We start from the raw sequence: 20,089 nt of genomic DNA on the forward strand, positions 1-20,089 counted from the left end.
CCGCCGCTCAGGCCGCCGCCTCCTCGACCGTGACGCCCAGCCGCCCGGCGACGGTGGTGAGCGCCGCGCCCAGCGGCAGCCCCACCCGCGCCCGCGCGTGCCGGTCGCCGCGGGTCGGGTCCCGGTTGACGATCAGCACGGGCTTGCCGCTCTCCGCGGCCAGCCGCACGAACCGCAGCCCCGACATCACCGTCAGCGAGGACCCCAGGACCAGCAGGGAGGCCGACTCCCGTACCATCCGCCGGCACAGCTCGACCCGCTGCGGCGGCACCGTCTCCCCGAAGAACACCACGTCCGGCTTGAGGACGCCGCCGCACACCGCGCACGGCACCACACGGAAGCCGACCACCTGGTCGTCGGTGAGGTCGGCGTCGCCGTCGGGGTTGATGCCGGCGGCCACCGGCGAGAAGCCGGGGTTGGCCTCCTCCAGCCGCTCCGCGAGCTCACGGCGCGGACCGGTCCGTCCGCACGACAGACAGACCACGCGGTCCAGACCCCCGTGCAGCTCCACCACACCCTCGCTGCCGGCGGCCTGGTGCAGCCCGTCCACGTTCTGCGTGATCACGCCCGACACCAGGCCGTCGCGGCCGAACGCGGCCACCGCCCGGTGACCGGCGTTGGGCAGGGCACGCCCGAAGGTCCGCCAGCCCAGATGACTCCGCGCCCAGTACCGGCGCCGGGCGGCGGCCCCGCCCACGAACTCCTGGAACGTCATCGGGGTGTGCCGGCTCAGGCTCCCGCCCTCGCCGCGGTAGTCGGGAATCCCCGACTCCGTGGAGATCCCGGCCCCGCTGAGCACCAGCACACCACCGGCGCGCAGCGCGTCGACGACGGGTTCCAGATCCGTGGTGGCCGGCGGCAGGTCCTCCGTCGGGGTCCATCTCAAAGTGGGGCGCACGCGCATGCCCACCAGCGTACGGAACCCCGGCAAACCCTCCGTCGATCTTGTGATCCGGTAGCCTACGGGCGCATACGGAGGGCCTGGTCGACGCGCGAGAGCCGAGGAGCTGAGGGTGCCGGAGCGGAACATCGAGTTCGGCAAGTTCGGGGCCCGGGGCCTGAAGGGCCACGAGGCCGTCGCCCGCCGCCTCGACTCGCTCGCCGGGTTCGTCGCCACCCCGATCACCGCACGGCGCGGACTGCTCGCCCGGCTGCACTACCTCACCCGCACCGACCGCGCCCGCGAGGCGGCCCGGGAGGCGGGACTGACCGTCACCGACCGCACCCTCAAGGCGTGGCTCGACGGCATGCGCACCCCGAACCGCCGCAACCTGGAACGCGTCGAGACGGCGTACCGCACCGTCCGCCGCCACAACGTCGCCCGCTACCTGCTCGCCCGCCTCAACCGCGAGGGCCGCGGCACCCGGGTCGAGTTCCACCCGCTCAACCAGTCCCAGGTCGACCGCCCCCGCCAGCGCGTGATCACCTACCGCACGCTGAACGTCCGCCACTGGGACCGCATCGTCGAGGCCTGGGCGGCCCAGGACGACGCCGCCCTCGACGAGGCGTGGATCAGCGACGCGGTCGTCGACCTCGGCTCGGAGTGGGGCCAGTACGAGTACGTCAGCAACGTGGGCTTCGCCGCCTGACAGCCACGCGCCCCGAACGAGCCGCGCGGCGCCGAAGATCAGCTCAGCAGGGACGCTCACCCCTGGTCCAGCAGCCGCTCCGTCATGGCCCGCGCGTCCCGCAGGCAGCGGCTGCCGCCCTCCAGGCCCGCCCGCACCATCGCACCCTCCAGCAGGAAGGCGATCTGCCGCGCCGTGGCCTGGGCGGCCTCCGGACGGCCGGGCAGCAGTGCCTCGACATGCTCCGCGATCATCCGCTCGACCTCTTCCTTCTGCCGGCGGACCTGCGCCCGCCCCTCGTGCCCGGCGGGCATCTCCGCGGCGGCGTTCAGCAGCCCGCACCCTCGGAAGCCGCCCGTGGGAGGGGCGTCCGCGCCGTCGATGTAGGTGTCGAAGACGCCCAGCACACCGTCGCGCGGGTCCGGTTCCGGTCCCACGCGCTCCCGGTACCGCACCAGCCAGTCCTCGTGCCGGTCGTCCAGATAGGCGCGGACGAGATCGGCCTTGGAGGAGAAGTTGTTGTAGAGGCTCATCTTGGCCACGCCGGCCTCGGCGGTGATGGTGTCGATACCGGTGGCTGTCACGCCCTCCTGGTAGAAGCGCCGCGCCGCGGCCCGCAGGATGCGCTCCCGCGCAGGCCGTCTCCTTCCCGGCCCGACCGTCCCCGCCCACTCGCGCTCTCCCGACATGATGCCCCTTTACTGGGTAGACTGGTCTACCTATTCTAAGGGACGCCAGCGCTCCCCGCCGACGTCCAGCCGCCCCCGGCCCCCAAGGAGGCACCATGCCGTTCCTGACCGACCACCTCGTCGTCGACGGAGTACGTGTGGCCTACCGCGACCGCGGAAACGGCGAGCCGGTCGTCTTCCTCCACGGCACGCCCTCTCACTCCTACGAGTGGCGCGACGTCGTCCCCCGCGTCGAGGACGACGGCCATCGCGTCATCGCGTACGACCTGCTGGGCTACGGCCTCTCCGAACGCCCCGCCCACCGGGACACCTCGGTCGCCGGCCAGACCGACCTGCTCGGGCACCTCCTCGACGCCCTGGGGGCCGACCGGGTGAGCCTGGTGGCGCACGACATCGGCGGCGCCGTCGCCCTGCGCTTCGCCCTCGCCCACCCCGGCCGGGTGCGACGCCTGATGATCATGGACGCGGTGAGCTACGACTCATGGCCGTCGCCCACCTGGAGGCGGATCATCGACGAGGAACTGGACTCGCACGCGGCGATGCCACAGGAGGAGTTCGACGCCCTGCTGACCCGTCAGCTCGCCATGACGGTCGCCGACACGACACGGATGACGGGCGACGTCCTGCGCGCGTACCTCGCGCCCCACGCGTCACGGCTCGGCCGTACCTCCTTCTTCGAGCACCAGGTGCGCCATTACGACGCCCGCTACACCCAGGAGATCGCCGGCCGGCTCGGACAGCTCACCATGCCGGTGCGCATCCTGTGGGGAGCGGAGGACCAGTGGCAGCCTGTCCACTACGCCGAGCGCCTGCGCGACGACATCCCCGGCGCCGAACTCGTCGTCGTACCCGACGCCGGCCACTTCCTCATGGAGGACGCACCCGATCGCGTCGTCCACGAGATACGCGACTTCCTCGCCGAAGCACATCGCGATGCGTGAACACGCGGAAGGCCCCCGTCGTCGGACGGGGGCCTTCCGCGTGGCAGACCGGTGCCTGCGGGGTGTCACCTCACACCACTGAATACGCCGTCAGGCGTGGGCGTGACCGCCTCGGTGGCTGCGGCCGGTGAAAACCCGGTACAGCGCGAGGAGAATGACGGAGCCGATGATGGCGGCGATCCACGTCGACAGGTCGAAGAAGCCGTCGATCGAGTCCACCCCGAATATCACCTTGCCCAGGAAACCGCCGAGCAGACCGCCCGCGATGCCGATGAGCATGGTGATGATGATGCCGCCCGGGTCCTTGCCCGGCATGAGCGCCTTGGCGATCGCGCCGGCGATCAGACCGATGAAAATCCAAGCGATAATGCCCATCACTGACTCCTTTGACGTCGGTTCGCGGAACGTGTATCCGCGAATCACGCCTACTAACAGAACTTTTAAAGGAATCAGCGCGCGGTGACGTCGGTGTGCAGCAGATGGTGATCGGAAACCTGGCTGGGCCGCACCTCGTGTCCCAGCGTCGAAAGCCCGCGCAGGAACACGTAGTCGAACTTGCTCTGCCAGTCCGTCGTCGCCTCGCAGTCGCCGGCGGCCGGCGGCCGGCACGCGGCGTCCGTGTCCTCGGCGAGCGCCCACACCGGGGACAGCTCGGGGGAGTCCGGCACGGCGTTGAAGTCGCCGAGCACCACGGCCCGCTCGTACCGGGCGACCTGCGGCGCGAGCACCGCCGTCTGCTTCTCGCGCACCGACTCCTGACGCCGTTGCGCCAGATGCGTGTTGAAGACCCGTACGGTCTCCCCGGCGACCTCGGTCGTGACGGCGATGTACCCGCGGTCCTCCGAGCCGCCGTCCGGATACTCCGCCGTGACGACGTCGGTCATCGGCGCCGCCGACAGCAGCGCCTGCCCGTACCCTCCCGGCTTCCACGGGGCGCCCCCGCAGCGGCTCCAACTGCGCAGCACGGGGCCGTACTCGACGTGGTAGTCCAGCCCGTGCAGGTTGGCGAGGTGGTCCCGGATCCGCTCGACGTCCCGTACGCACGCCTCCTGGAGACCGACGACCTGCGGCGCGTACGCGGCGATCTCCGCCGCCCGGTCGACGTTGCTCGCGTCGCACGGGTTGCACAGGTTCCACGTCATGACGCGGTTGGGCACCACGTCCTTCGAGGCGTCCACCGGCACCGTCCGGGCGAACGGGGCGCCGGCGGGCGTGCTGGGGCCGAGCAGCATCATGCAGGTCACGACGACGGCCCCCGCGATCAGCCACACCCCTCTACCGAGCACCCCCGCCTCCTCGAGCTGCAGCCGCACCGAGTATCGGTGCCTTCTGCACCGAGCGTAGGCGACGGGGGTGTCAACAGCGCGTGAGGGCCTCCCGCCCGCCTGCCGGGCGGGAGTTGACGGACCCTGGACACGCCCCCGGCGCGGTCAGCCGTTCGCGGCCGGGCGGTGGAAGGCCGCCAGCGCCGCGTCGACGGCGTGCGGCTTCGGACGGCCGGAGGCGTCGAGCTCGTTCCGGCGCCGGAGGTTGACGGCGACGCACCACCGCCGGCCGCCGTCGGCGCGCGCCATCGCCGGCGTCCCGCCGCCCACACCGTGCCGCCATGGCCCCAGCAGGGCTCCTGGCCCGGGCCCAAGGGCTCCGGCGGATGCAGACCGAGACCGTAGTCGATCGTCCTGCCCTCCTGAGGACCACCGGCACGGTGCGCCGCATCTCGGCCGGCGAGGACGGCGCGACGATCACCCCGGCGAGCGGAACAGTTCCGAGCCGCGGTCCTCGGCGCCAACCCGGAGCGCTTCCCGGCCCTGGCGCACTTCGCCCGCGACGTCCGCCCCCTGAGCGAGGACCGCCGCGCCGCCTTCGAGGACATCCTCGCCGCCCGCCGCCCGCCGGCGGCCGGGCGCGCCGGAAAGCGACGCCACACGGACCGACGGAGGTCTTGCCGCCAAGATGCCGGTCCCCGCCCCCTCCTGAAAAATGGGCACTGCCCTCCTTCCGAGAGCGGTGATGCGACATGGCCGTCATTTCACGCGGATTCCACGGCCGGGCGCGGGACAAGGGGCACGAGCTGCCGCCGGGGCAGTACGAGACCACCGGATTCCCCGTCCTGTCCGCGGGCCCCACACCCACGGTGAGCCACGACGACTGGGAGTTCACCGTCCGCACCGAGACCGGCGTCCGGTACCAGTGGAACTGGCAGGAGCTGATGGCCCTGCCCTCCGAGACGCCCACCGTCGACATCCACTGTGTGACCAAGTGGTCCAAGTTCGGCACCCGATGGCAGGGCGTCTCCCTCGACGTCCTCCTCGCGAACGTCGCGTCCGGCGCCGAGTACGCCCTGGTCCGCTCCTACGGCGACTACACCACCAACCTCCCCGTCGAGGACCTCCTCGACGGCAAGGCGTGGATCGCCTACCGCTACGACGACGAGGACCTCCCCGCGGAACACGGCGGCCCCGCCCGCCTTCTCGTCCCGCACCTGTACTTCTGGAAGTCCGCGAAGTGGGTGCGCGGCATCCAGCTGCTCGACGAGGAGGAACGCGGCTTCTGGGAGACCGTCGGCTACCACGATTACGGTGACCCATGGCGCGAGCAGCGGTACCAGGGCGACTAGGCGCACGCCTGCGCTGGCTGGAGGCCCGCCTCACCGGCCGGCACGACGAGTCGGACACCGCCCGCACCCTCGTGTTCGACGTCCCCGGCTGGCCGGGCCATCTGCCCGGACAGCACGTCGACCTGCGGCTCACCGCGGAGGACGGCTACAGCACGCAGCGCAGCTACTCGATCGCCTCCGCGCCCGACGGGGAACGCGTCGAGCTGACCGTCGAGCGGATCGACGACGGCGAGGTCTCCCCGTACCTGGTGGACGTCCTCGAGGTGGGGGACGTGATCGAACTGCGCGGACCGGTGGGCGGCTGGTTCGTGTGGCGGCCCGACGAGCAGAAGGAGCCGGTGCTGCTCGTCGCGGGCGGCTCGGGACTGGTGCCGCTGATGGCGATGATCCGCACCCGGCGCGCCCTCGCCGGCCGCGTCCCCTTCCGGCTGGTGTACAGCCTCCGCAGCCCCCGTTCCCAGCTGTTCGTCCCGGACCTGCGCACGCAGGACCCGGGACTCGACAAGACCTTTCTCTACAGCCGCTCCGCACCGGAGGGCTGGCCGCGGCCGCCCGCGCGCGTCACCGCGAACGATCTGTCCGCCGGCGGGTGGCCGCCGGACTTCGAACCGGCCTGCTACGTCTGCGGATCCACCGGATTCGTGGAGACGGCGGCCGGTCTGCTCGTGGCACTCGGCCACGATCCCCGCCGTATACGGACCGAACGCTTCGGCCCCGTCGGGTGAGCGAAGGGACCCCCGTTCATGACCACCGAACCCGGTTTCCTCGACGGCAACGCCGCCGCCGGCGACCTCGAGTCGCTGTTCGGCGCCGACATGACCATGGCCTCCGGCCAGTGCCAGGGCTGCGGCCTTCGGATGCGGCTGGCCGAGGCGCACGCCTACCTCGGCGGCCCGGGCACGGTGCTGCGCTGCCCCGGCTGCGAGGACGTGCTGCTGCGCATGGTCCGCTCCCCGAGCCACCTCTGGCTCGACGCGAGCGGCCTCGACTATCTGCGCCTCCCGGCGGCGGCCGTGTGAACGGGAGGGGCTCGGGGTGACGGCCGCCGTCCCGGCGAACCCGGGACGGCGGCCGCCCGACACAGCCAGGAGTCACACCCCGTCAGCGGCCGGGCAGCCGCTGCTGCACCTCCTGCAGCACCCAGCCGTTGCCGTCCGGGTCGCTGAAGGTGGCGAAGGAGCCGTACGACATCCGGTCCGGGTGAAGACCCGGCTCCCGGCCCTGCCCCAGGGCGGGGTCGTGGGTGAGGTCCCCGCCGCCGTGGCCGTGGTAGAAGACGGCATTGGCGTCGTGGAAGACCTCGCTCACCTGGATACCGCGGTCGACGAGTTCCGCGCGGCTCTTCTCGATGTCCGGGACGACGAGGTACATGCCCTGCGCGGAGCCCGGCGGCACGGTCGTGATGCCCTTGCCGAAGATGATGGAGCACTCCGAACCGGGCGGGGTGAAGTGCACGGCCCTCCAGTTCTCGCTGGCCTCCTTGTCGAGGTCCAGCCGGAAGCCCATGGCCTCGTAGAAGGCCTTGGCCCGGTCGACGTCGGACACGGGCAGCACGATGAGTTCGAGTTTGAGATCCATGAGAGTGACTGCTTTCCGTCGTGGCGGAACCCCGCCCCCGACGGTCGCACCGGCGTCACGTGACGGCGACGACGGTCTTCCCGGCCGTACCGGACTCGGTGCGGAACGCGTCCGGCGCCTCGGCGAGCGGGCGGACGCTCCCCACCAGGGGCCGCAGCCGGCCTTGCCGGTGACGGTCGACGACCTGCGCGAGGTGACCCCGGTCGGGCTCGACGATGAAGTACATCGCCCGGCCGTCATCGGGCCGCACGGTCGGCGGGCGGGAGATGCTGATGAGGGCGCCTCCCGCTCTGAGGACGGCGGCCGAGCGGTCGAGCACCGTCCCTCCGACGGCGTCGAATACGAGGTCGACGAGGCCCACGGCTTCCTCCCATGCCGGCTGTTCCAGGTCGACGAACTCCTCCGCGCCCAGTGCCAGCACCAGGTCCCTGCTCTTCGCGCGGCCCGAACCGAGAACACGCGCTCCGGCGTCACGGGCGAGCTGCGTGGCTGCCATTCCCACCCCCCCTCCCGCTCCGTGCACGAGGACGCTCTGACCGGTCTCGAGCCGGCCGTGCACGAACAGCCCCTGCCAGGCGGTGAGCCCCGGCATCGGCAGGGCCGCCGCCTCCACGGGGTCGACGTCCGCGGGCAGCGGCGTGAGATCGCGCGCCTCCACCGCCACGTACTCGGCGAGGGTGCCGTCACGGTTCCAGTCGGTGAGGCCGGTCACCCGTTGTCCGACGGTGAGTCCGGTGGTGCCGAGCGCCACCTCGGCGACCTCCCCCGACACCTCGTGGCCCGGCACGACGGGGGAGCGGGGCCTGCCGGCCCGGTCGACCCATGAGGCGGGCCAGGTGAGTTCACCGGGCGTGAAGCAGGCCGCCCGCACCTTCACGACGACGTCGCCCTCGCCCGCGTAGGGGTACGGGGCCTCCTCGACGACCAGATCGTCCATGGGCGCGTCGCGGTCGTGAGCTCGTACCGCTCTCATCGAGGCCCCCTGAGCCAGGTGGGGAAGACGTCCTTCCAGCATGACTCCGTGACGCTTCCGGGGCGAACGGAGGGGCCTCGCGTCACGTACCGCCGTCGGGTCGCCCCGGACCGTCGGGCCGCGTCGGGCTCCCGGAGGGGAAGCCACCGCCCCCGGACCCGCCGCCCCCGATGCCCTGCCGGTCCCCGGTACGCGCGAGCGTGCGGCGGAACCCCTCGGGGTACTCCCGGTCCACGGCGTCGTCCAGCAGCGCGAGCTGCCGCCGCACCGCGGGCCGCCGCGCCTCCGGCATCCCGGCCAGCAGCCCGTCGAGCAGGGCGCGCAGCCGCCGGCATACCTGGAGCGAGCCGACGCCGTACTCGCGGACCTCGGTGACGCCCAGTTCGAGGTACTCCTCCCAGCCGCGCCCCGGCACCACCACGCGCGGCCGTCCGTCCCGGTCGGCGAGCACGTGCCGGCCCCGAAGCTCCGACCGGCCGACCCCGTGCAGGAACGTCTCGATGTGGTTGAGGACCTGCACGGCGGTCGTCGGGTCGTTCACCGCCGGGGACAGCGCCCGCGCGGCGATGTCGGCCAGCACCCGCAGCGCGAAGGCGGGATCCTGCTCGACGGTCCGCTCGGCCCCCAGCGCCACCAGCCCCGCCGGCCGGCGGGGCTCGACGAAGGCGCCGGGCGTCCCGTGAATTTCCAGCAGCACCGCCCCCGGCGGCACGAAGTCCCCGACGCGGTGCGCCACCACCAGCACGCAGTCGTTCCGCGACGCGGCCCGCACCAGCCCGGCCACGTCCAGCCCCTGCACCGCTCCGCCCTCCTCCGTACGCACCACCTGAGCGGGAGCGTCCCGGCGCGGACCGCCGTCGCCCTCGTCGAGGAGGAGGCAGCGGCCCTGCGCCTGCACGGAGACACCGAGGACGCGCAGGCCGGTGCGGCACACCCGGTCGGCGATCGCCACCGGGCGCGCGTCGTGCACGAACCGGTTCAGGTAGACCAGCAGCATCACCAGGCTGACCGCGACCGCGAGACCGGCCAGGGTGACGCCCAGGTCGGGCACCGTGTCCGGGCCGATCCGGCGCAACAGCGTGAACGCGAAGGCGAAGGTGCCGGCGAACAGCGCCAGCACGGTCTTCTGCAGCGGGTTGCGGTACCACAGCCGCATGTAGCGCGGGGACAGTGTGCCCGTGGCCTGCTGGACGACCAGCACCCCGATCGTGACGACGAACCCCAGCAGGGCGACCATCGCGCCCACGATGGCGGTCAGCACGCCCGTCGCCGTGGTGGCCGTGTACCGCCAGCCGGTCGGGATGCCCACCATGTCGTCCAGGGCGAGGGCCGCCTCGCCGAGCAGGGCCCCGGCGGCCAGGCCGAGCACCGGCAGGATCCACAGGCTCGTCCTGACGTACTGTCCCAGCCGGAACCGGAAGGACCAGGTCGGCATAAGCCGCCTCCGCAGTGCCCGGGGAACGGGCTCGCCCCTCACGCTACCGCCGGGGCACGCCCGCCGCAGAGGCCACCGGGGTCGCAGGGGACCGCCGCACGATTCCCCGTCCGGATGCCTTCACAGTGCATCTTTTCCTGCGCCGGACCGTCCGCGGCAGGACGATTACGCCCGATTTGGAGCGATCCGCCGTCATCCCCGACCATGTCTGCGGCCCGGCGATCCCGGGCAACCGTTCGACGAGAGGCGCACCACCCCATGCACGTCACCGGAACCGTCCCCCCACCGGCTCCGGCCCCGCAGGACATCCCCGGCGGCCCCGCCCACCCCGACGGCACCCCCGACGGCCCGGGACGGCGCACCCGCCGCTTCGGACTGCCCGTCGCCACCGCGCTGGTCATGGGCAACATCATCGGCGGCGGCATCTTCCTGCTCCCGGCGTCCATCGCCCCGTACGGCACGATCAGCCTCGTCGCCTTCGGCGTGCTGACGGTCGGCGCGATCGCCCTGGCCCTGGTCTTCGGCCGCCTCGCCGAACGCGACCCCCGCACCGGCGGCCCGTACGTGTACGCCCGTGAGGCCTTCGGCGACTTCGCCGGATTCCTCGCCGCCTGGGCGTACTGGATCACCACCTGGGTGTCCAACGCGGCCCTCGCCGTGGCCGCCGTCGGCTACCTCGACGTGCTGATCCCCGTCGGCGAGCACCGCTGGACCGCCTGCCTCGCCGCCCTCGTCATCCAGTGGCTGCCCGCCCTCGCCAACTACGCGGGCACCCGCTACGTCGGCGCGGTCCAGGTCGTGTCCACCGTCCTCAAGCTGGTGCCGCTGCTGCTCGTCGCCGTCGGCGGACTGTTCTTCTTCGACTCCGACAACCTCGGCCCGTTCCAGGCGAGCGGGGAGAGCGCGATGGGCGCCGTCTCCGCCGCGGCCGCCATCCTGCTCTTCTCCTACCTCGGCGTGGAGTCCGCCGCCGTCAGCGCCGGCGAGGTGCGTGACGCCCGGCGCACCGTCGGCCGCGCCACCGTCATCGGCACCGCCGGCGCGGCGGTCGTCTACCTGCTGGGCACCCTCGCCGTCTTCGGCACCGTCGCCCACGACCGGCTCGTCGAGTCCGGCGCGCCCTTCTCGGACGCCGTCAACGGCATGTTCGGCGGCGCGTGGGGCGGCTGGGCCGTGGCACTCGCCGCGCTCGTCTCCATGACAGGCTGCCTCAACGGCTGGACCCTCCTGTCCGCCCAGACCTCCTACGCCGCCGCCAAGGACGGACTCTTCCCCGCCCCCCTGGCCCGCAAGCGGCGCGGCGTGCCGACGGTGGGCGTCGGCGTCACCGTGCTCCTCGCCTCGCTGCTCACCGTGTACAACTACGCCGCCGGCACGGCCCGGGTGTTCGAGACGCTGGTCCTGGTCACCACCTTCACCGCGACCGTCCCGTACCTCCTCGCCACCGCCGCGCAGCTCTACCACCTCGTCTCCGGGCAGCGGGACCGCGTCGACCGCGGGCGGCTGGTCCGCGACATGATCATCGCCTCGGTCGCCGCGGCCTTCTCGCTGTGGCTGGTCGCCGGCGCCGGATACGAGGCCGTCTACCAGGGCGTGCTGTTCCTCTTCGGCGGCGTACTGGTCTACGCCGTCATGGCGGCCCGCAAGCAGCGGGCGGCGACGAGCACCGCCGACCGGTGACCGGCGCCGGTCCTCGTGGAGGGCTCGGGCAAATGGGGCAGCTTCCGGCGCGGGGCGTTGCCTCCGGGCGGCCCGGCAGTTGATCCAGAACACGGCACATGTGAGGCGGCCGGTGCTTCCGGCCGCCTCACGCGCTGCCGTGCCGCCCTGTCCCGCCCCTCCCGCCGGAGGCCGCCCGCGATGCACGAACCCGCCCACCCGTCGCCCCAGCCGGACGCCCCACGCGCCGCCGAACGGCCTCTCCCCGAACCCCGCCTGCTCAGCGGCGTCTACGGACTGGTCCTGGCCAGCGCCCTGGCGGCCGCCCTCGACTCACCGGACGAGCAGACCAGCCCCGGCTCCGACGCCCTGTGGGTGCTGCTCACCGCCCTCGCCGCCGCGGCCGCGCACGGCTACGCGCACGTGCTGTCCCACCGCATGTCCGCCGAGCCCGGCGGACTGACGGCCGGTGTGCGCGCCATGGTCGCGGAGTGGCCGGTGGTCGCCGCGGCGGTCCCCACGATCGTCCTGATGCTGTTCGCGATCCCGGACTGGTGGACGGAGGCCGACGCCGTCGAGGTCGCGCTGGTGGTGAACACCCTGATCCTCGCCGGATGGGGCATGTGGACCGCGCGCCGCGCCGGCCGCACCTGGCCGGCCTCGCTGCGGGCCGGGGCGGGGGACATGCTCATCGGCTTCGTGATCATCGGCGCCAACGCCGTGATCAAGTAGCGCCCGGACGTCCTACGGCCCGGGGCAGGCCGCGACCGTACCCCCGCGTCCTACGGCCGACGGCGCGGGGCCGGCTCCGTCAGCACCTCGAGCCGGGCAGGGCCGACGAGAAGGACCCCGTCGTCGAGTGGCGTGCAGCGCACCCCGCCCTTGTCCCGGAGCGCCTTCTGCGCGCCCGGGCCGACGGTGACGTTCATCCACGCGCAGGGCCGCGCCGGACGGTTCAGCGAGAACCGCACCGGTCCCTCCCCGCAGTCGAGACTGACCGTCGCGCCGATCAGAGCGTCGACGTCGACACCGTGCAGCAGCACGTTGCGCCGGGTCTGCCGCAGGTCGACGGCGGGATCGATCTCCATGGGGAGGTTCTCCACGGACATCATGGTCACGGAGGCGTCCCGGTGCGCGGCCTGCGCGAAGTAGCGGTCGCCCACCAGCCCCAGGCGCGCCCGCACCTCCGCGCGCCCGACGCGCTCGTCGTCCGGTCCGGGCGCGGGCCCCTCCGAGGGCCGCCCGGCCAGCCGGTGCGCGGGCGACACCAGAAGCTGCACCACCTCGACGTCGATCATGCGCTTCCTCGTCGGCTCCGGCGGACACGGCCGGCACCGACCCTACCCGCCGGAACCGGCACCGTCCGCCGTCGCCGGCGCGGGCTCCTCCGCCCCCCGCCCCGTGACCCGCAGCACCACCGTGGCGGTGATTCCCGCGAGCGTGCCCCACAGCACAGCCGCGCTCGTCCCGTCACCGAGTCCCGACGCCGCCTGGAGCAGATGCCAGGCCGTCGTCCCGCTGTCGACGACCACCACGCGCCACAGATGCCGCACCAGCGACCCCAGAACGATGGCGCACACCGTGCACGCCGCCATCGCCGGGACCGAGACCTTCGTGAGCATCCCCGGAAGCCACCGCAGCGCGCACCACACCACCGCGAGCAGCAGCACGTCACCGAACCGCACCAGCAGCCAGTCCCACAGCCCGACCCCCGACGGACCCGACCAGAGGCCCAGCAGCAGCCACTGCCGCAGCAGATCACCCGGCTCGGAGAGGAACCCGCCGCCCGTGAACATCGACTGGATGCGTGCCGCGTTCGCCTGGTACGACAGCACCACCACGGACACCGCGACGACCGCGGTGCCGATGGTCGCGGCGACGACGGCGGTCCGCGCCGGGACGTCCCCACGCGGCTGCGGCTCGGCGTTCTTGAGAACCAGCCGGGCCACGAACACCGTCCACACCGCCGCGAGGAGCGCCAGGGGCACGAGCACCGTCCGCCCGGCCGAGGCCAGCGCGGCGAGCTGCGGCAGGAACCGGTGACTTCCGCGCCCGCCCGACGCGATCAGCCACGGGGCCGACACGGTCACCGCGAGGGTCCCGGCCACCACACCCCACGCCCACAGGGCGAGGAGCGCCTGCCAGACCCGGCCGGGTTCCGCCGGCAGCCGCCTGACCAGCAGCAGGGACCCGGCCGCGTAGAACAGGAACACGGCGACGAAGCGGATCTGCATCGCCGTGTCGTGCAGGGCGAGGTAGCTGGCTCCGTCGGCCGTCGCCGTCACGGACGCGGCGGGCCGCGGGTCGTACGCCCACGGGTTCAGCCAGGACCGCAGCGCGTTGGCCGTCTCGATGCCCAGCGCGCCGGTGGCGCCGTCCAGGTCCAGCGCGTCGGCGCTCGCGCCCGCCCACCACAGCAGCAGCGTCAGCATCAGCCCGCCCGCCACGGCCGGTATCGCCGCGTGCCGGTACTCCATGTCCCGCCCCCCCGTACCCCGTCCTCGTCCCCTTCGCCACCAACTGACGGTGGCCCAGGGGACCTTACGCGTTGGTGATCACATGGGGGTCACGGTGAGGCGGCACCTCCCAGGCTTTTGGGGCACTGGGGGAGGCACCACTGCCCGGAGCCAGGGCGGCAGCGGCGGCGGGGCGCTTTGAGCGGCTGTGGCGTCAGCACCCTTCAGGGGCGCGGTGAATTGCGCGACCAGCCACATACGAGCCGCACCCGGCGCTGCAGAGGCAGCACCGGATCCGGAAGCGTGTTCGCGTCGGGAGGGGGAACGAGAGGTCGCACGGACCGCCCGGTCCGCGGCCCACGGCCCCACCGCAACCCTGGAGGACTTCATGATGGTCGTCGGCATCATCGCCGTCTGCGTGGTCATCGCCCTGCTCGCCTTCTTCGTGCCACGCCTGTCACGACACCCGCAGAACGGCACGCAACGCACCCTGGGCCTCGGCTCGCGCGCAGGATCCAAGGCCCCGGGGCCGCTCGGCCGGCTCCTCAGCAAGCCGTTCAGCTCCAGCTCCCGTGCCGTGGGCCGCAGCGGCTCCGCCGGCCGCCGCGCGCGCGGCAGGATGCCGTTCTGACCCGTGCGCCGTTCCGAGCCGCGCCGCAGGCGGGGTCACGACGTCCGGGGCGGCACCTCCGTGGCGTACCGCGGCCGGCCCGAGGGCCGGTGGACCTGGAACGTCACCCCGCCCGGCGTGGCCCATGAGTCCACCAGCTTCAGCGCGCCGTCCGGGCCGTCCGCCGGGAACAGCCGCGTGCCCTGGCCCACGATCACCGGGTAGGTCAGCAGGATCATCTCGTCGATCAGACCCTCGGCGGCCAGCCACCGCACCAGCTGCCCGCTGCCGTGCACCTGGAGCTCACCGGGCATCCGCTCCTTGAGCTCCCGCACGGCGGCGGCCGGGTCACCGGCCAGCACGGTCGTGTGCGCCCAGCCCGGGTCGGTGAGCGTCTTCGACACGACGTACTTCGGCCGCGCGTGCAGCGGTCCCGCGACCGGGTTGTCCTCCGGGTCGGCCATGGCGCCCCACGAGGCGGCGAAGATCTCGTAGGTCCTGCGCCCGAACAGGAACGCGTCGGCGCGGCCGTACACCCCGCCGAGATGCGTCATGGTCTCCTCGTCGACGAGCGGCAGCGCCCAGCCGCCGCGCTCGAAACCGCCCCGGCGGTCCTCGTCGGCCAGGCCGGGGCCCTGCATGACGCCGTCGACGGAGACGTTGGTGATCGTGGTCAGCTTCATGGTGTCCGCTCCCGCTTCCCGGGCACGGCGCCCGGTGCGCCGCCTCCTCCTCGGTGGGGACTCCGCCGGCCTCGTGGACTCATCGGCGTCCCCCGCCGGGCCCTGGCGACCCGACGGACCCGGCCTTCGCGGCGCATACTGACGGTGACGCCGGCGCCGGAACGGGAGACCGCACATGGACGAACCGCGGGTCGACCACCAGGCCCTCTTCTCGGTCCTGCCCAACCCCTACCTGGTGCTGGACGCCGACCTCGCCGTCGTCGACGTCAACGAGATGTACCTCAGAGTGACCGGACGCACCCGTGAGGAGCTGATCGGCCAGTACCTCTTCGACGTCTACCCGGACAACCCGGAGGACCCGGCGGCGGACGGCATCCGCAACCTCGCCGCCTCGCTGCAGCGCGTCCTGCGGACCAAGGAGCCCGAGGCGCTCGCCGTGCAGCGCTACGACCTCCCGGTGCCCGGCCGCCCCGGCGCCTTCCAGGAACGCTGGTGGTCACCCGTCAACACGCCCGTGCTCGGCCCCGACGGGGAGATCGAGTGGATCGTCCACCGGGTCGAGGACATGACCGAGTTCCTGCTGTCCCGCCCCGTGCACGACACACCGACCGGCCGGACGCGCACCCGGGCCGTCACGGAGGCCGAGCTGTACGCGAAGGCGCGGCAGCTGCAGGAGACCAACGAGAAGCTCCGCGCCGCCCACGACTGGGAACGCCGCACCGCGCTCGCCCTCCAGGACGTCATGCTGCACGCCCCGGACCTGGCCGCGCACCGCGGCATCGCCGTGCGCTACATGCCGGCCACCCGCTCCCTCAACGTGTGCGGCGACTGGTACGACGTGGTGGACCTGGACGACGACTGCTTCACCGTCGCGGTCGGGGACGTCGTCGGTCACGGCCTGGAGGCCGCCGCCGTCATGGGCATGCTGCGCAGCGCCCTGTCCGCCGCCGTGCGCGCCATCCGCGAACCCGGCGCCGCGATGGACCTCCTCAGCCGGTACGCCCGCACCTTCGAGGGCGCGCTGGCGACCACCGCGGCCAAGGCCGTCGTCGACACCCGCGCCCGCACCGTCACGTACACCTGCGCAGGCCACCCGCCGCCGGTGCTGGGACACCGTGACGGCCCGGCGATCCTGCTGGACCGGGCCACCGACCCGCCGCTGGGCATCCTCACCGACAAGACCCCGCGCCCGCAGGCCACCCTTTCCTACGCCCCGGGCGACACCCTGGTGCTCTACACCGACGGCCTGATCGAACGCCGCGGCGAGGACATCGACGCGGGGCTGCTGCGCCTCACCGACGCGGTCACCCACCACGCGGACCTCGACCCGGAACCCCTCGCCGACACCCTGCTCACCCGCCTGGGCGTAGCGGACGGGGGCCGCGACGACATCGCGCTGATCGTCGTACGTCTGTGACCGCCGGGTCAGCGCGCGCCCGCGGGGAGGGCCTCCCGCGCCGCCCGCCGTGCGCGGCGCCGGCCGGTCGCCGCGTACCACTGCGCGGCGAGGACCAGCGCGAGGAGCACTTCCACGGCGTCCCCGCCGTAGTACATCAGCTGCGCCCCGGCCCGCAGATCGGCCGCCGGGAACGACGTCCCCGGCGGCCCCGCCACGTACAGGCTCTTGGCCAGAACCGCGTGAGCCGCACCCGCCGCCAGCAGCGTCACCGCCCGCAGCGGCAGACCGCACCGGCCGCGCACCGGGTCGAGCCGGCAGACGGCCATCGCGAACAGCAGCCCGGCCAGCAGCATGTGCAGCTCCAGAAGACCGCCCAGCAGCGGGTTCCGGTGCGTGGCGGCCCACAGGTCCGTGCGGTACAGCAGCCACAACCCGCCGACGTCGACGGCCGCGGCGACCGGAGGGAACAGCAGCCACCCGGCGGCGGGGGAGTGCGCCACCCGCAGCAGCCCCCGGCGCGCCCCGCCCGGCGGCAGCAGCCGCAGCACGAGCGTGAGCGGGCGGGCCGTCGCGAGGAGCGCGGGTCCCGCCATCGCCACCAGCAGATGACGGCCGGTGTGCGCGGTGAACAACCCGCCCGGCACCGGACCGGCCAGCCCCCACACCACGGCCGCGCACCCCGTCGCGAACACACAGTCCCGCAGCCACGGCCAGGCGTCACCCCGCGTCCGCAGCCGGACGGCGCCCACCGCGTACACCACGGCGGCGAGCACACACGCGAGCGCGAGAGGCGCCGCCACCGGACCGGCGGTCACGACACCCGCCGCCCTCCGGCCCGCCGGGCGCGCGCCAGCGACACGCCCCCGATCACCAACAGCACGAGCCCCGCCAGATTCCACGCCCAGTCGTACGGAGTGACGTCGACGCCGTACCGCACCTGGTGCACGCGCAGCACCTTGTGGTCCACGATGCCGTCGAACACCTGGAAGGCGCCCGCGCCGAGGAAGACCCCGCTCCACGCGTGGCCGGGCGCCAGCGCACCGCGCCGCCGCAGATCGGCGTACAGGAAGAACCCGGCGACCAGCGCCAGCAGTTCGGCGGTGTGCAGCAGCCCGTCCGAGAGCAGGGCCACGCCGGACGTGGAGCGGTCGTAGAAGTGGTGCCAGTGCAGCAGCTGGTGGAACACGATCTCGTCCACGGCCGCCATGACGGCGGCCCCGACGACCGCGCAGACCAGCAGCGACCGTCGGGGCTCGGGGCGTCGTGCGGCGGCCGTGCGGGCCAGGGGGTCAGAGGTGCTCACGGTGCGGTCCGTCCTTCCGAACGATCGGCTGCCGCCCGCCGACTACCCCGCGGGGCACGGGTCACCCCGGCGACCCCTCAGGCGGGTTGGCCCCCGCCGAGGGGAGTTCAGCCCCCGCCCATCGCCTTGCGCACGGTGTCCTTGGTGCGGTCCATGAGGGCCGCCACCGGACCCAGGGCCATGTTCTTCGCGCCGGACTCGACGCCCGGGTGGGGCCGGGTGGGCGCCATCGCCTCGGCGGCCTTGATCGCCTTCGCCATCGCGGCGAGGTCGGTGACGTCGGTGCTGCGCCGGATGTGGATGAACTCGTAGCGCTCCTCCGCCCGCGCGTGCATCTGCACGTCACGCCGCAACTCGATCAGCTTCGGCAGGAAGTCGGGCCCGTCGGGGTCCATGTCGTCGAGCACGGCCAGCATCTCCTTGGCCTCCCGCTCCTCCTTGAGCCGGTCCTCGACGATCTCCTGGCCGCCCGCGACCGAGCGCCGCACGAACGGGTGGACGACCTCCTCCTCGGCGGTCTCGTGCACGGCCAGCAGCCGCACCAACCGCCGGAAGGCGTCCCGGCGTTCCTCACCGCTGGTGGCCTCGACCTCGTCGAACAGGTTGCGGATGTCGCCGTGCTGGCGCATCAGCAGGGAGACGACGTCGTCGTCCCGGGAACGGTCGTCCCCGGCCTGCGGGGTCTGCAACTCGGACATGCCCGTCCCCTCCCTACTTCTCGCGCTGCGCGGGGTCGGGGTGCTCGCCCTCGGTCTGCACACGGTACTCACGCCCGAACATGTCGTCGTGCTCGTGCATCACCCGGTCGCTCGGCGGGTCCTCACCGCCGTGGATCCGCTCCTGCATCTTCTCGAACCGCTCGTGCGCCTCGCGTACGTAGCCGGCCCCGAGCGTGGTCAGGTCCATCTGCGTGTCGAGCAGTTCACGCAGATATGCCTTGTTCGGCTCGAAGGTCAGCACGTTGGGCAGCGCGGGGGCGAGCACCTCGGCGGGCTCGCGGCCGTCGAGCCTGCGCATCAGGTCGCACGCCATGTGCAGATGCTCCAGCTCCATGTTCAGGTGCAGCTCCCAGATGGCCTTGACCTTCGGGTCGCTCTCCTGCTCCATGAACGAGTAGTACAGGTAGCACTCGTTGTACTCGTGGTTGACGAGCTGCTCCCACCACGTCTCACCCGGGTCCACCAGGGACTCGTAGTGCGTGACGTGCTCCTCCTCGATCAGCCCGATCTCCTGGTAGAGCTGGCGGGCGATCGGCTCCATGTAGGTGGGGCCGGTGTTCATGTAGAAGTTCATCGTCTGCTGCTCGGTCGACATGATCGTCAACGCGTGCAGCTTCGACAGCGGGTCCGTCCGGTCCTTCTGGTACGGGTCGCGGACGTTGTCGACCGGGTCGCGGTGGTGGTACCGCGTGGGCCGGCCCGGCATCACCTCGGTGAGGTTGTCGACGATCGACTCGGCCTTGCGGTGCTCGATCATCTCGTACAGGTTGGCGTACCGGTACAGATGGTCGAAGTCCTCCAGCACACCGAACTGGTACGCCTGCTGCAGATACGGGTCCGGCTCCATCCGCGCCACCCATGCGGTCAGGTCCACGGCCACCTGCTCGTACGCGATGGTCGTCTCCAGCACCGAGGACAGGCCGGGCAGCAGCCAGTTGACCGCCTTCTGCTGCTGCGCCTCGATGTACCGGGTCTGGGCCAGCTGCCGCTTGATCTCCGGGTCGACGGTGTTGCGGGCGAGCTGGTGGCTGAACAGGATCGCCTCCACCTCGATCCCGTTCATGGTGATGACGCGACAGCGGGTGTACGGGTCGCAGCGGTCCGGGTCGATGGGCTCCACGTTCAGCTCGCGCCAGTTGCGCAGCTGGCGGTCCAGCGGGATGCCGCGCTGCTCCAGCGGGTTGAAGGTCATGGGCACGCTCCTCTTCGAGGGGCCGGACGCGCGGACGCCCCCGCACCGGCGGAGCGTCCGCGTGTCCGGCGGGGCACGTCCTCATGCTGGGTGCGATCGCACGGGCCCGCCACGCCACACGCCCGTCGGACGCGGACGTGCCTCGGATGCCGCATGCGGATGGCCGAAGAGGGGGCCGTATGGACAATGACGACGCCGTCCCGGTCCTGGGCGAGTGCGGCGCTGCCCCGGTATGGACCGTCCGTGTGTCATGACCGCATCATGAAG

At 72.8% G+C, this 20,089-nt stretch carries 23 protein-coding genes and 2 pseudogenes; 10 read left to right on the forward strand and 15 right to left on the reverse strand.

Annotated elements, in window-relative coordinates; all coding sequences use genetic code 11:
* Positions 1 to 7: 7 nt before the first annotated feature.
* A complete protein-coding gene (locus tag ACQY0Z_RS30345) occupies positions 8 to 904 on the reverse strand; it encodes an NAD-dependent protein deacetylase (RefSeq protein WP_189900745.1) in 897 nt (298 codons plus the stop codon).
* Between the two features lie 109 nt (positions 905 to 1,013).
* Here ACQY0Z_RS30345 and ACQY0Z_RS30350 point away from each other — a divergent pair, with 109 nt between their 5' ends.
* Complete coding sequence (locus tag ACQY0Z_RS30350; protein ID WP_189900746.1) at positions 1,014 to 1,589, forward strand: transcriptional regulator; 576 nt, start codon at positions 1,014 to 1,016, stop codon at positions 1,587 to 1,589.
* A gap of 56 nt (positions 1,590 to 1,645) precedes the next feature.
* Here the strand turns inward: ACQY0Z_RS30350 and ACQY0Z_RS30355 are convergent, their stop codons facing one another.
* A complete protein-coding gene (locus ACQY0Z_RS30355) occupies positions 1,646 to 2,257 on the reverse strand; it encodes a TetR/AcrR family transcriptional regulator (RefSeq protein WP_189900747.1) in 612 nt (203 codons plus the stop codon).
* Positions 2,258 to 2,352: 95 nt separating this feature from the next.
* Between ACQY0Z_RS30355 and ACQY0Z_RS30360 the strand changes: the two genes are divergently transcribed.
* A complete protein-coding gene (locus ACQY0Z_RS30360; protein ID WP_381728750.1) occupies positions 2,353 to 3,198 on the forward strand; it encodes an alpha/beta fold hydrolase in 846 nt (281 codons plus the stop codon).
* A 90-nt stretch (positions 3,199 to 3,288) separates the two neighbouring features.
* On the opposite strand, the gene ACQY0Z_RS30365 is transcribed toward ACQY0Z_RS30360, so the two are convergent.
* From ACQY0Z_RS30365 to ACQY0Z_RS30375, 3 genes and pseudogenes are all read right to left on the reverse strand, one after another.
* Positions 3,289 to 3,573, reverse strand: a complete 285-nt coding sequence (locus ACQY0Z_RS30365; RefSeq protein ID WP_019523637.1) for a GlsB/YeaQ/YmgE family stress response membrane protein — start codon at positions 3,571 to 3,573, stop codon at positions 3,289 to 3,291.
* Between the two features lie 74 nt (positions 3,574 to 3,647).
* The gene (locus tag ACQY0Z_RS30370) at positions 3,648 to 4,484 is read right to left on the reverse strand and encodes an endonuclease/exonuclease/phosphatase family protein (protein ID WP_189900864.1); all 837 of its coding nucleotides are present in this window, start codon (positions 4,482 to 4,484) and stop codon (positions 3,648 to 3,650) included.
* 144 nt (positions 4,485 to 4,628) lie between these two features.
* A pseudogene (locus ACQY0Z_RS30375) lies at positions 4,629 to 4,953 on the reverse strand (hydrolase); the annotation flags it as partial.
* A gap of 2 nt (positions 4,954 to 4,955) precedes the next feature.
* Between ACQY0Z_RS30375 and ACQY0Z_RS30380 the strand changes: the two are divergent.
* The 4 genes and pseudogenes from ACQY0Z_RS30380 to ACQY0Z_RS30395 all read left to right on the forward strand — a co-directional run.
* A pseudogene (locus ACQY0Z_RS30380) lies at positions 4,956 to 5,081 on the forward strand (TetR/AcrR family transcriptional regulator); the annotation flags it as partial.
* A gap of 134 nt (positions 5,082 to 5,215) precedes the next feature.
* On the forward strand, positions 5,216 to 5,815 hold the full coding sequence (locus ACQY0Z_RS30385; protein ID WP_189900749.1) for a sulfite oxidase-like oxidoreductase: 600 nt from the start codon (positions 5,216 to 5,218) through the stop codon (positions 5,813 to 5,815).
* Positions 5,785 to 6,540 (forward strand): ferredoxin reductase, encoded by a 756-nt coding sequence (locus tag ACQY0Z_RS30390; RefSeq protein WP_439813133.1) that lies wholly within the window; start codon positions 5,785 to 5,787, stop codon positions 6,538 to 6,540. Before ACQY0Z_RS30385 ends, ACQY0Z_RS30390 begins: the two co-directional genes overlap by 31 nt.
* 18 nt (positions 6,541 to 6,558) lie before the next feature.
* Entirely contained in the window at positions 6,559 to 6,834 is a 276-nt protein-coding gene (locus ACQY0Z_RS30395) for a DUF6510 family protein (protein WP_381729583.1), read from the forward strand.
* Positions 6,835 to 6,916: 82 nt separating this feature from the next.
* Here the strand turns inward: ACQY0Z_RS30395 and ACQY0Z_RS30400 are convergent, their stop codons facing one another.
* From ACQY0Z_RS30400 to ACQY0Z_RS30410, 3 genes are all read right to left on the reverse strand, one after another.
* Positions 6,917 to 7,393: a VOC family protein gene (locus ACQY0Z_RS30400; RefSeq protein ID WP_189900752.1), complete on the reverse strand. Its 477-nt coding sequence runs from the start codon at positions 7,391 to 7,393 to the stop codon at positions 6,917 to 6,919.
* Between the two features lie 55 nt (positions 7,394 to 7,448).
* Positions 7,449 to 8,366 (reverse strand): NADP-dependent oxidoreductase, encoded by a 918-nt coding sequence (locus ACQY0Z_RS30405; RefSeq protein ID WP_439813134.1) that lies wholly within the window; start codon positions 8,364 to 8,366, stop codon positions 7,449 to 7,451.
* 82 nt (positions 8,367 to 8,448) lie between these two features.
* Complete coding sequence (locus tag ACQY0Z_RS30410; protein WP_347224701.1) at positions 8,449 to 9,801, reverse strand: DUF2254 domain-containing protein; 1,353 nt, start codon at positions 9,799 to 9,801, stop codon at positions 8,449 to 8,451.
* 258 nt (positions 9,802 to 10,059) lie between these two features.
* On the opposite strand from ACQY0Z_RS30410, the gene ACQY0Z_RS30415 reads away from it, so the two are divergent.
* Positions 10,060 to 11,481, forward strand: a complete 1,422-nt coding sequence (locus tag ACQY0Z_RS30415) for an amino acid permease (RefSeq protein WP_347224700.1) — start codon at positions 10,060 to 10,062, stop codon at positions 11,479 to 11,481.
* 180 nt (positions 11,482 to 11,661) lie between these two features.
* Complete coding sequence (locus ACQY0Z_RS30420; protein ID WP_189900757.1) at positions 11,662 to 12,192, forward strand: hypothetical protein; 531 nt, start codon at positions 11,662 to 11,664, stop codon at positions 12,190 to 12,192.
* A 50-nt stretch (positions 12,193 to 12,242) separates the two neighbouring features.
* Here ACQY0Z_RS30420 and ACQY0Z_RS30425 read toward each other — a convergent pair whose 3' ends face one another.
* Positions 12,243 to 12,758, reverse strand: a complete 516-nt coding sequence (locus ACQY0Z_RS30425) for a molybdenum cofactor biosysynthesis protein (RefSeq protein WP_439813135.1) — start codon at positions 12,756 to 12,758, stop codon at positions 12,243 to 12,245.
* Positions 12,759 to 12,800: 42 nt separating this feature from the next.
* Positions 12,801 to 13,937: a hypothetical protein gene (locus ACQY0Z_RS30430; protein WP_189900761.1), complete on the reverse strand. Its 1,137-nt coding sequence runs from the start codon at positions 13,935 to 13,937 to the stop codon at positions 12,801 to 12,803.
* A gap of 367 nt (positions 13,938 to 14,304) precedes the next feature.
* Between ACQY0Z_RS30430 and ACQY0Z_RS30435 the strand changes: the two genes are divergently transcribed.
* The gene (locus ACQY0Z_RS30435) at positions 14,305 to 14,547 is read left to right on the forward strand and encodes a DUF6411 family protein (protein WP_189900762.1); all 243 of its coding nucleotides are present in this window, start codon (positions 14,305 to 14,307) and stop codon (positions 14,545 to 14,547) included.
* A gap of 35 nt (positions 14,548 to 14,582) precedes the next feature.
* Here the strand turns inward: ACQY0Z_RS30435 and ACQY0Z_RS30440 are convergent, their stop codons facing one another.
* Positions 14,583 to 15,209: a dihydrofolate reductase family protein gene (locus tag ACQY0Z_RS30440; RefSeq protein WP_189900765.1), complete on the reverse strand. Its 627-nt coding sequence runs from the start codon at positions 15,207 to 15,209 to the stop codon at positions 14,583 to 14,585.
* A gap of 175 nt (positions 15,210 to 15,384) precedes the next feature.
* Here ACQY0Z_RS30440 and ACQY0Z_RS30445 point away from each other — a divergent pair, with 175 nt between their 5' ends.
* Positions 15,385 to 16,626: a PP2C family protein-serine/threonine phosphatase gene (locus ACQY0Z_RS30445; protein WP_189900767.1), complete on the forward strand. Its 1,242-nt coding sequence runs from the start codon at positions 15,385 to 15,387 to the stop codon at positions 16,624 to 16,626.
* An 8-nt stretch (positions 16,627 to 16,634) separates the two neighbouring features.
* Here ACQY0Z_RS30445 and ACQY0Z_RS30450 read toward each other — a convergent pair whose 3' ends face one another.
* The 4 genes from ACQY0Z_RS30450 to ACQY0Z_RS30465 form a co-directional block, all read right to left on the reverse strand.
* The gene (locus ACQY0Z_RS30450) at positions 16,635 to 17,423 is read right to left on the reverse strand and encodes a cytochrome c oxidase assembly protein (protein ID WP_439813136.1); all 789 of its coding nucleotides are present in this window, start codon (positions 17,421 to 17,423) and stop codon (positions 16,635 to 16,637) included.
* Positions 17,420 to 17,911, reverse strand: a complete 492-nt coding sequence (locus tag ACQY0Z_RS30455) for a DUF2243 domain-containing protein (RefSeq protein ID WP_254588561.1) — start codon at positions 17,909 to 17,911, stop codon at positions 17,420 to 17,422. The genes ACQY0Z_RS30450 and ACQY0Z_RS30455 overlap by 4 nt, the downstream gene beginning before the upstream one ends.
* Positions 17,912 to 18,018: 107 nt before the next feature.
* Positions 18,019 to 18,609, reverse strand: a complete 591-nt coding sequence (locus ACQY0Z_RS30460) for a hemerythrin domain-containing protein (protein WP_189900772.1) — start codon at positions 18,607 to 18,609, stop codon at positions 18,019 to 18,021.
* Positions 18,610 to 18,622: 13 nt separating this feature from the next.
* Positions 18,623 to 19,822: a hypothetical protein gene (locus tag ACQY0Z_RS30465; RefSeq protein ID WP_189900774.1), complete on the reverse strand. Its 1,200-nt coding sequence runs from the start codon at positions 19,820 to 19,822 to the stop codon at positions 18,623 to 18,625.
* Positions 19,823 to 20,089: the final 267 nt, after the last annotated feature.

The organism is Streptomyces sp. P9-2, assembly GCF_051903975.1.
GTDB lineage: Bacteria > Actinomycetota > Actinomycetes > Streptomycetales > Streptomycetaceae > Streptomyces > Streptomyces cellulosae.

Coding starts and splice junctions, on each gene's coding strand:
- ACQY0Z_RS30465 (WP_189900774.1), bottom strand. CDS start 19,822: ATGACCTTCAACCCGCTGGAGCAGCGCGGCATCCCGCTGGACCGCCAG.
- ACQY0Z_RS30410 (WP_347224701.1), bottom strand. CDS start 9,801: ATGCCGACCTGGTCCTTCCGGTTCCGGCTGGGACAGTACGTCAGGACG.
- ACQY0Z_RS30425 (WP_439813135.1), bottom strand. CDS start 12,758: ATGATCGACGTCGAGGTGGTGCAGCTTCTGGTGTCGCCCGCGCACCGG.
- ACQY0Z_RS30435 (WP_189900762.1), top strand. CDS start 14,305: ATGATGGTCGTCGGCATCATCGCCGTCTGCGTGGTCATCGCCCTGCTC.
- ACQY0Z_RS30355 (WP_189900747.1), bottom strand. CDS start 2,257: ATGTCGGGAGAGCGCGAGTGGGCGGGGACGGTCGGGCCGGGAAGGAGA.
- ACQY0Z_RS30390 (WP_439813133.1), top strand. CDS start 5,785: ATGGCGCGAGCAGCGGTACCAGGGCGACTAGGCGCACGCCTGCGCTGG.
- ACQY0Z_RS30345 (WP_189900745.1), bottom strand. CDS start 904: ATGCGCGTGCGCCCCACTTTGAGATGGACCCCGACGGAGGACCTGCCG.
- ACQY0Z_RS30395 (WP_381729583.1), top strand. CDS start 6,559: ATGACCACCGAACCCGGTTTCCTCGACGGCAACGCCGCCGCCGGCGAC.
- ACQY0Z_RS30445 (WP_189900767.1), top strand. CDS start 15,385: ATGGACGAACCGCGGGTCGACCACCAGGCCCTCTTCTCGGTCCTGCCC.
- ACQY0Z_RS30365 (WP_019523637.1), bottom strand. CDS start 3,573: ATGGGCATTATCGCTTGGATTTTCATCGGTCTGATCGCCGGCGCGATC.
- ACQY0Z_RS30405 (WP_439813134.1), bottom strand. CDS start 8,366: ATGAGAGCGGTACGAGCTCACGACCGCGACGCGCCCATGGACGATCTG.
- ACQY0Z_RS30420 (WP_189900757.1), top strand. CDS start 11,662: ATGCACGAACCCGCCCACCCGTCGCCCCAGCCGGACGCCCCACGCGCC.
- ACQY0Z_RS30385 (WP_189900749.1), top strand. CDS start 5,216: ATGGCCGTCATTTCACGCGGATTCCACGGCCGGGCGCGGGACAAGGGG.
- ACQY0Z_RS30460 (WP_189900772.1), bottom strand. CDS start 18,609: ATGTCCGAGTTGCAGACCCCGCAGGCCGGGGACGACCGTTCCCGGGAC.
- ACQY0Z_RS30440 (WP_189900765.1), bottom strand. CDS start 15,209: ATGAAGCTGACCACGATCACCAACGTCTCCGTCGACGGCGTCATGCAG.
- ACQY0Z_RS30400 (WP_189900752.1), bottom strand. CDS start 7,393: ATGGATCTCAAACTCGAACTCATCGTGCTGCCCGTGTCCGACGTCGAC.
- ACQY0Z_RS30415 (WP_347224700.1), top strand. CDS start 10,060: ATGCACGTCACCGGAACCGTCCCCCCACCGGCTCCGGCCCCGCAGGAC.
- ACQY0Z_RS30360 (WP_381728750.1), top strand. CDS start 2,353: ATGCCGTTCCTGACCGACCACCTCGTCGTCGACGGAGTACGTGTGGCC.
- ACQY0Z_RS30430 (WP_189900761.1), bottom strand. CDS start 13,937: ATGGAGTACCGGCACGCGGCGATACCGGCCGTGGCGGGCGGGCTGATG.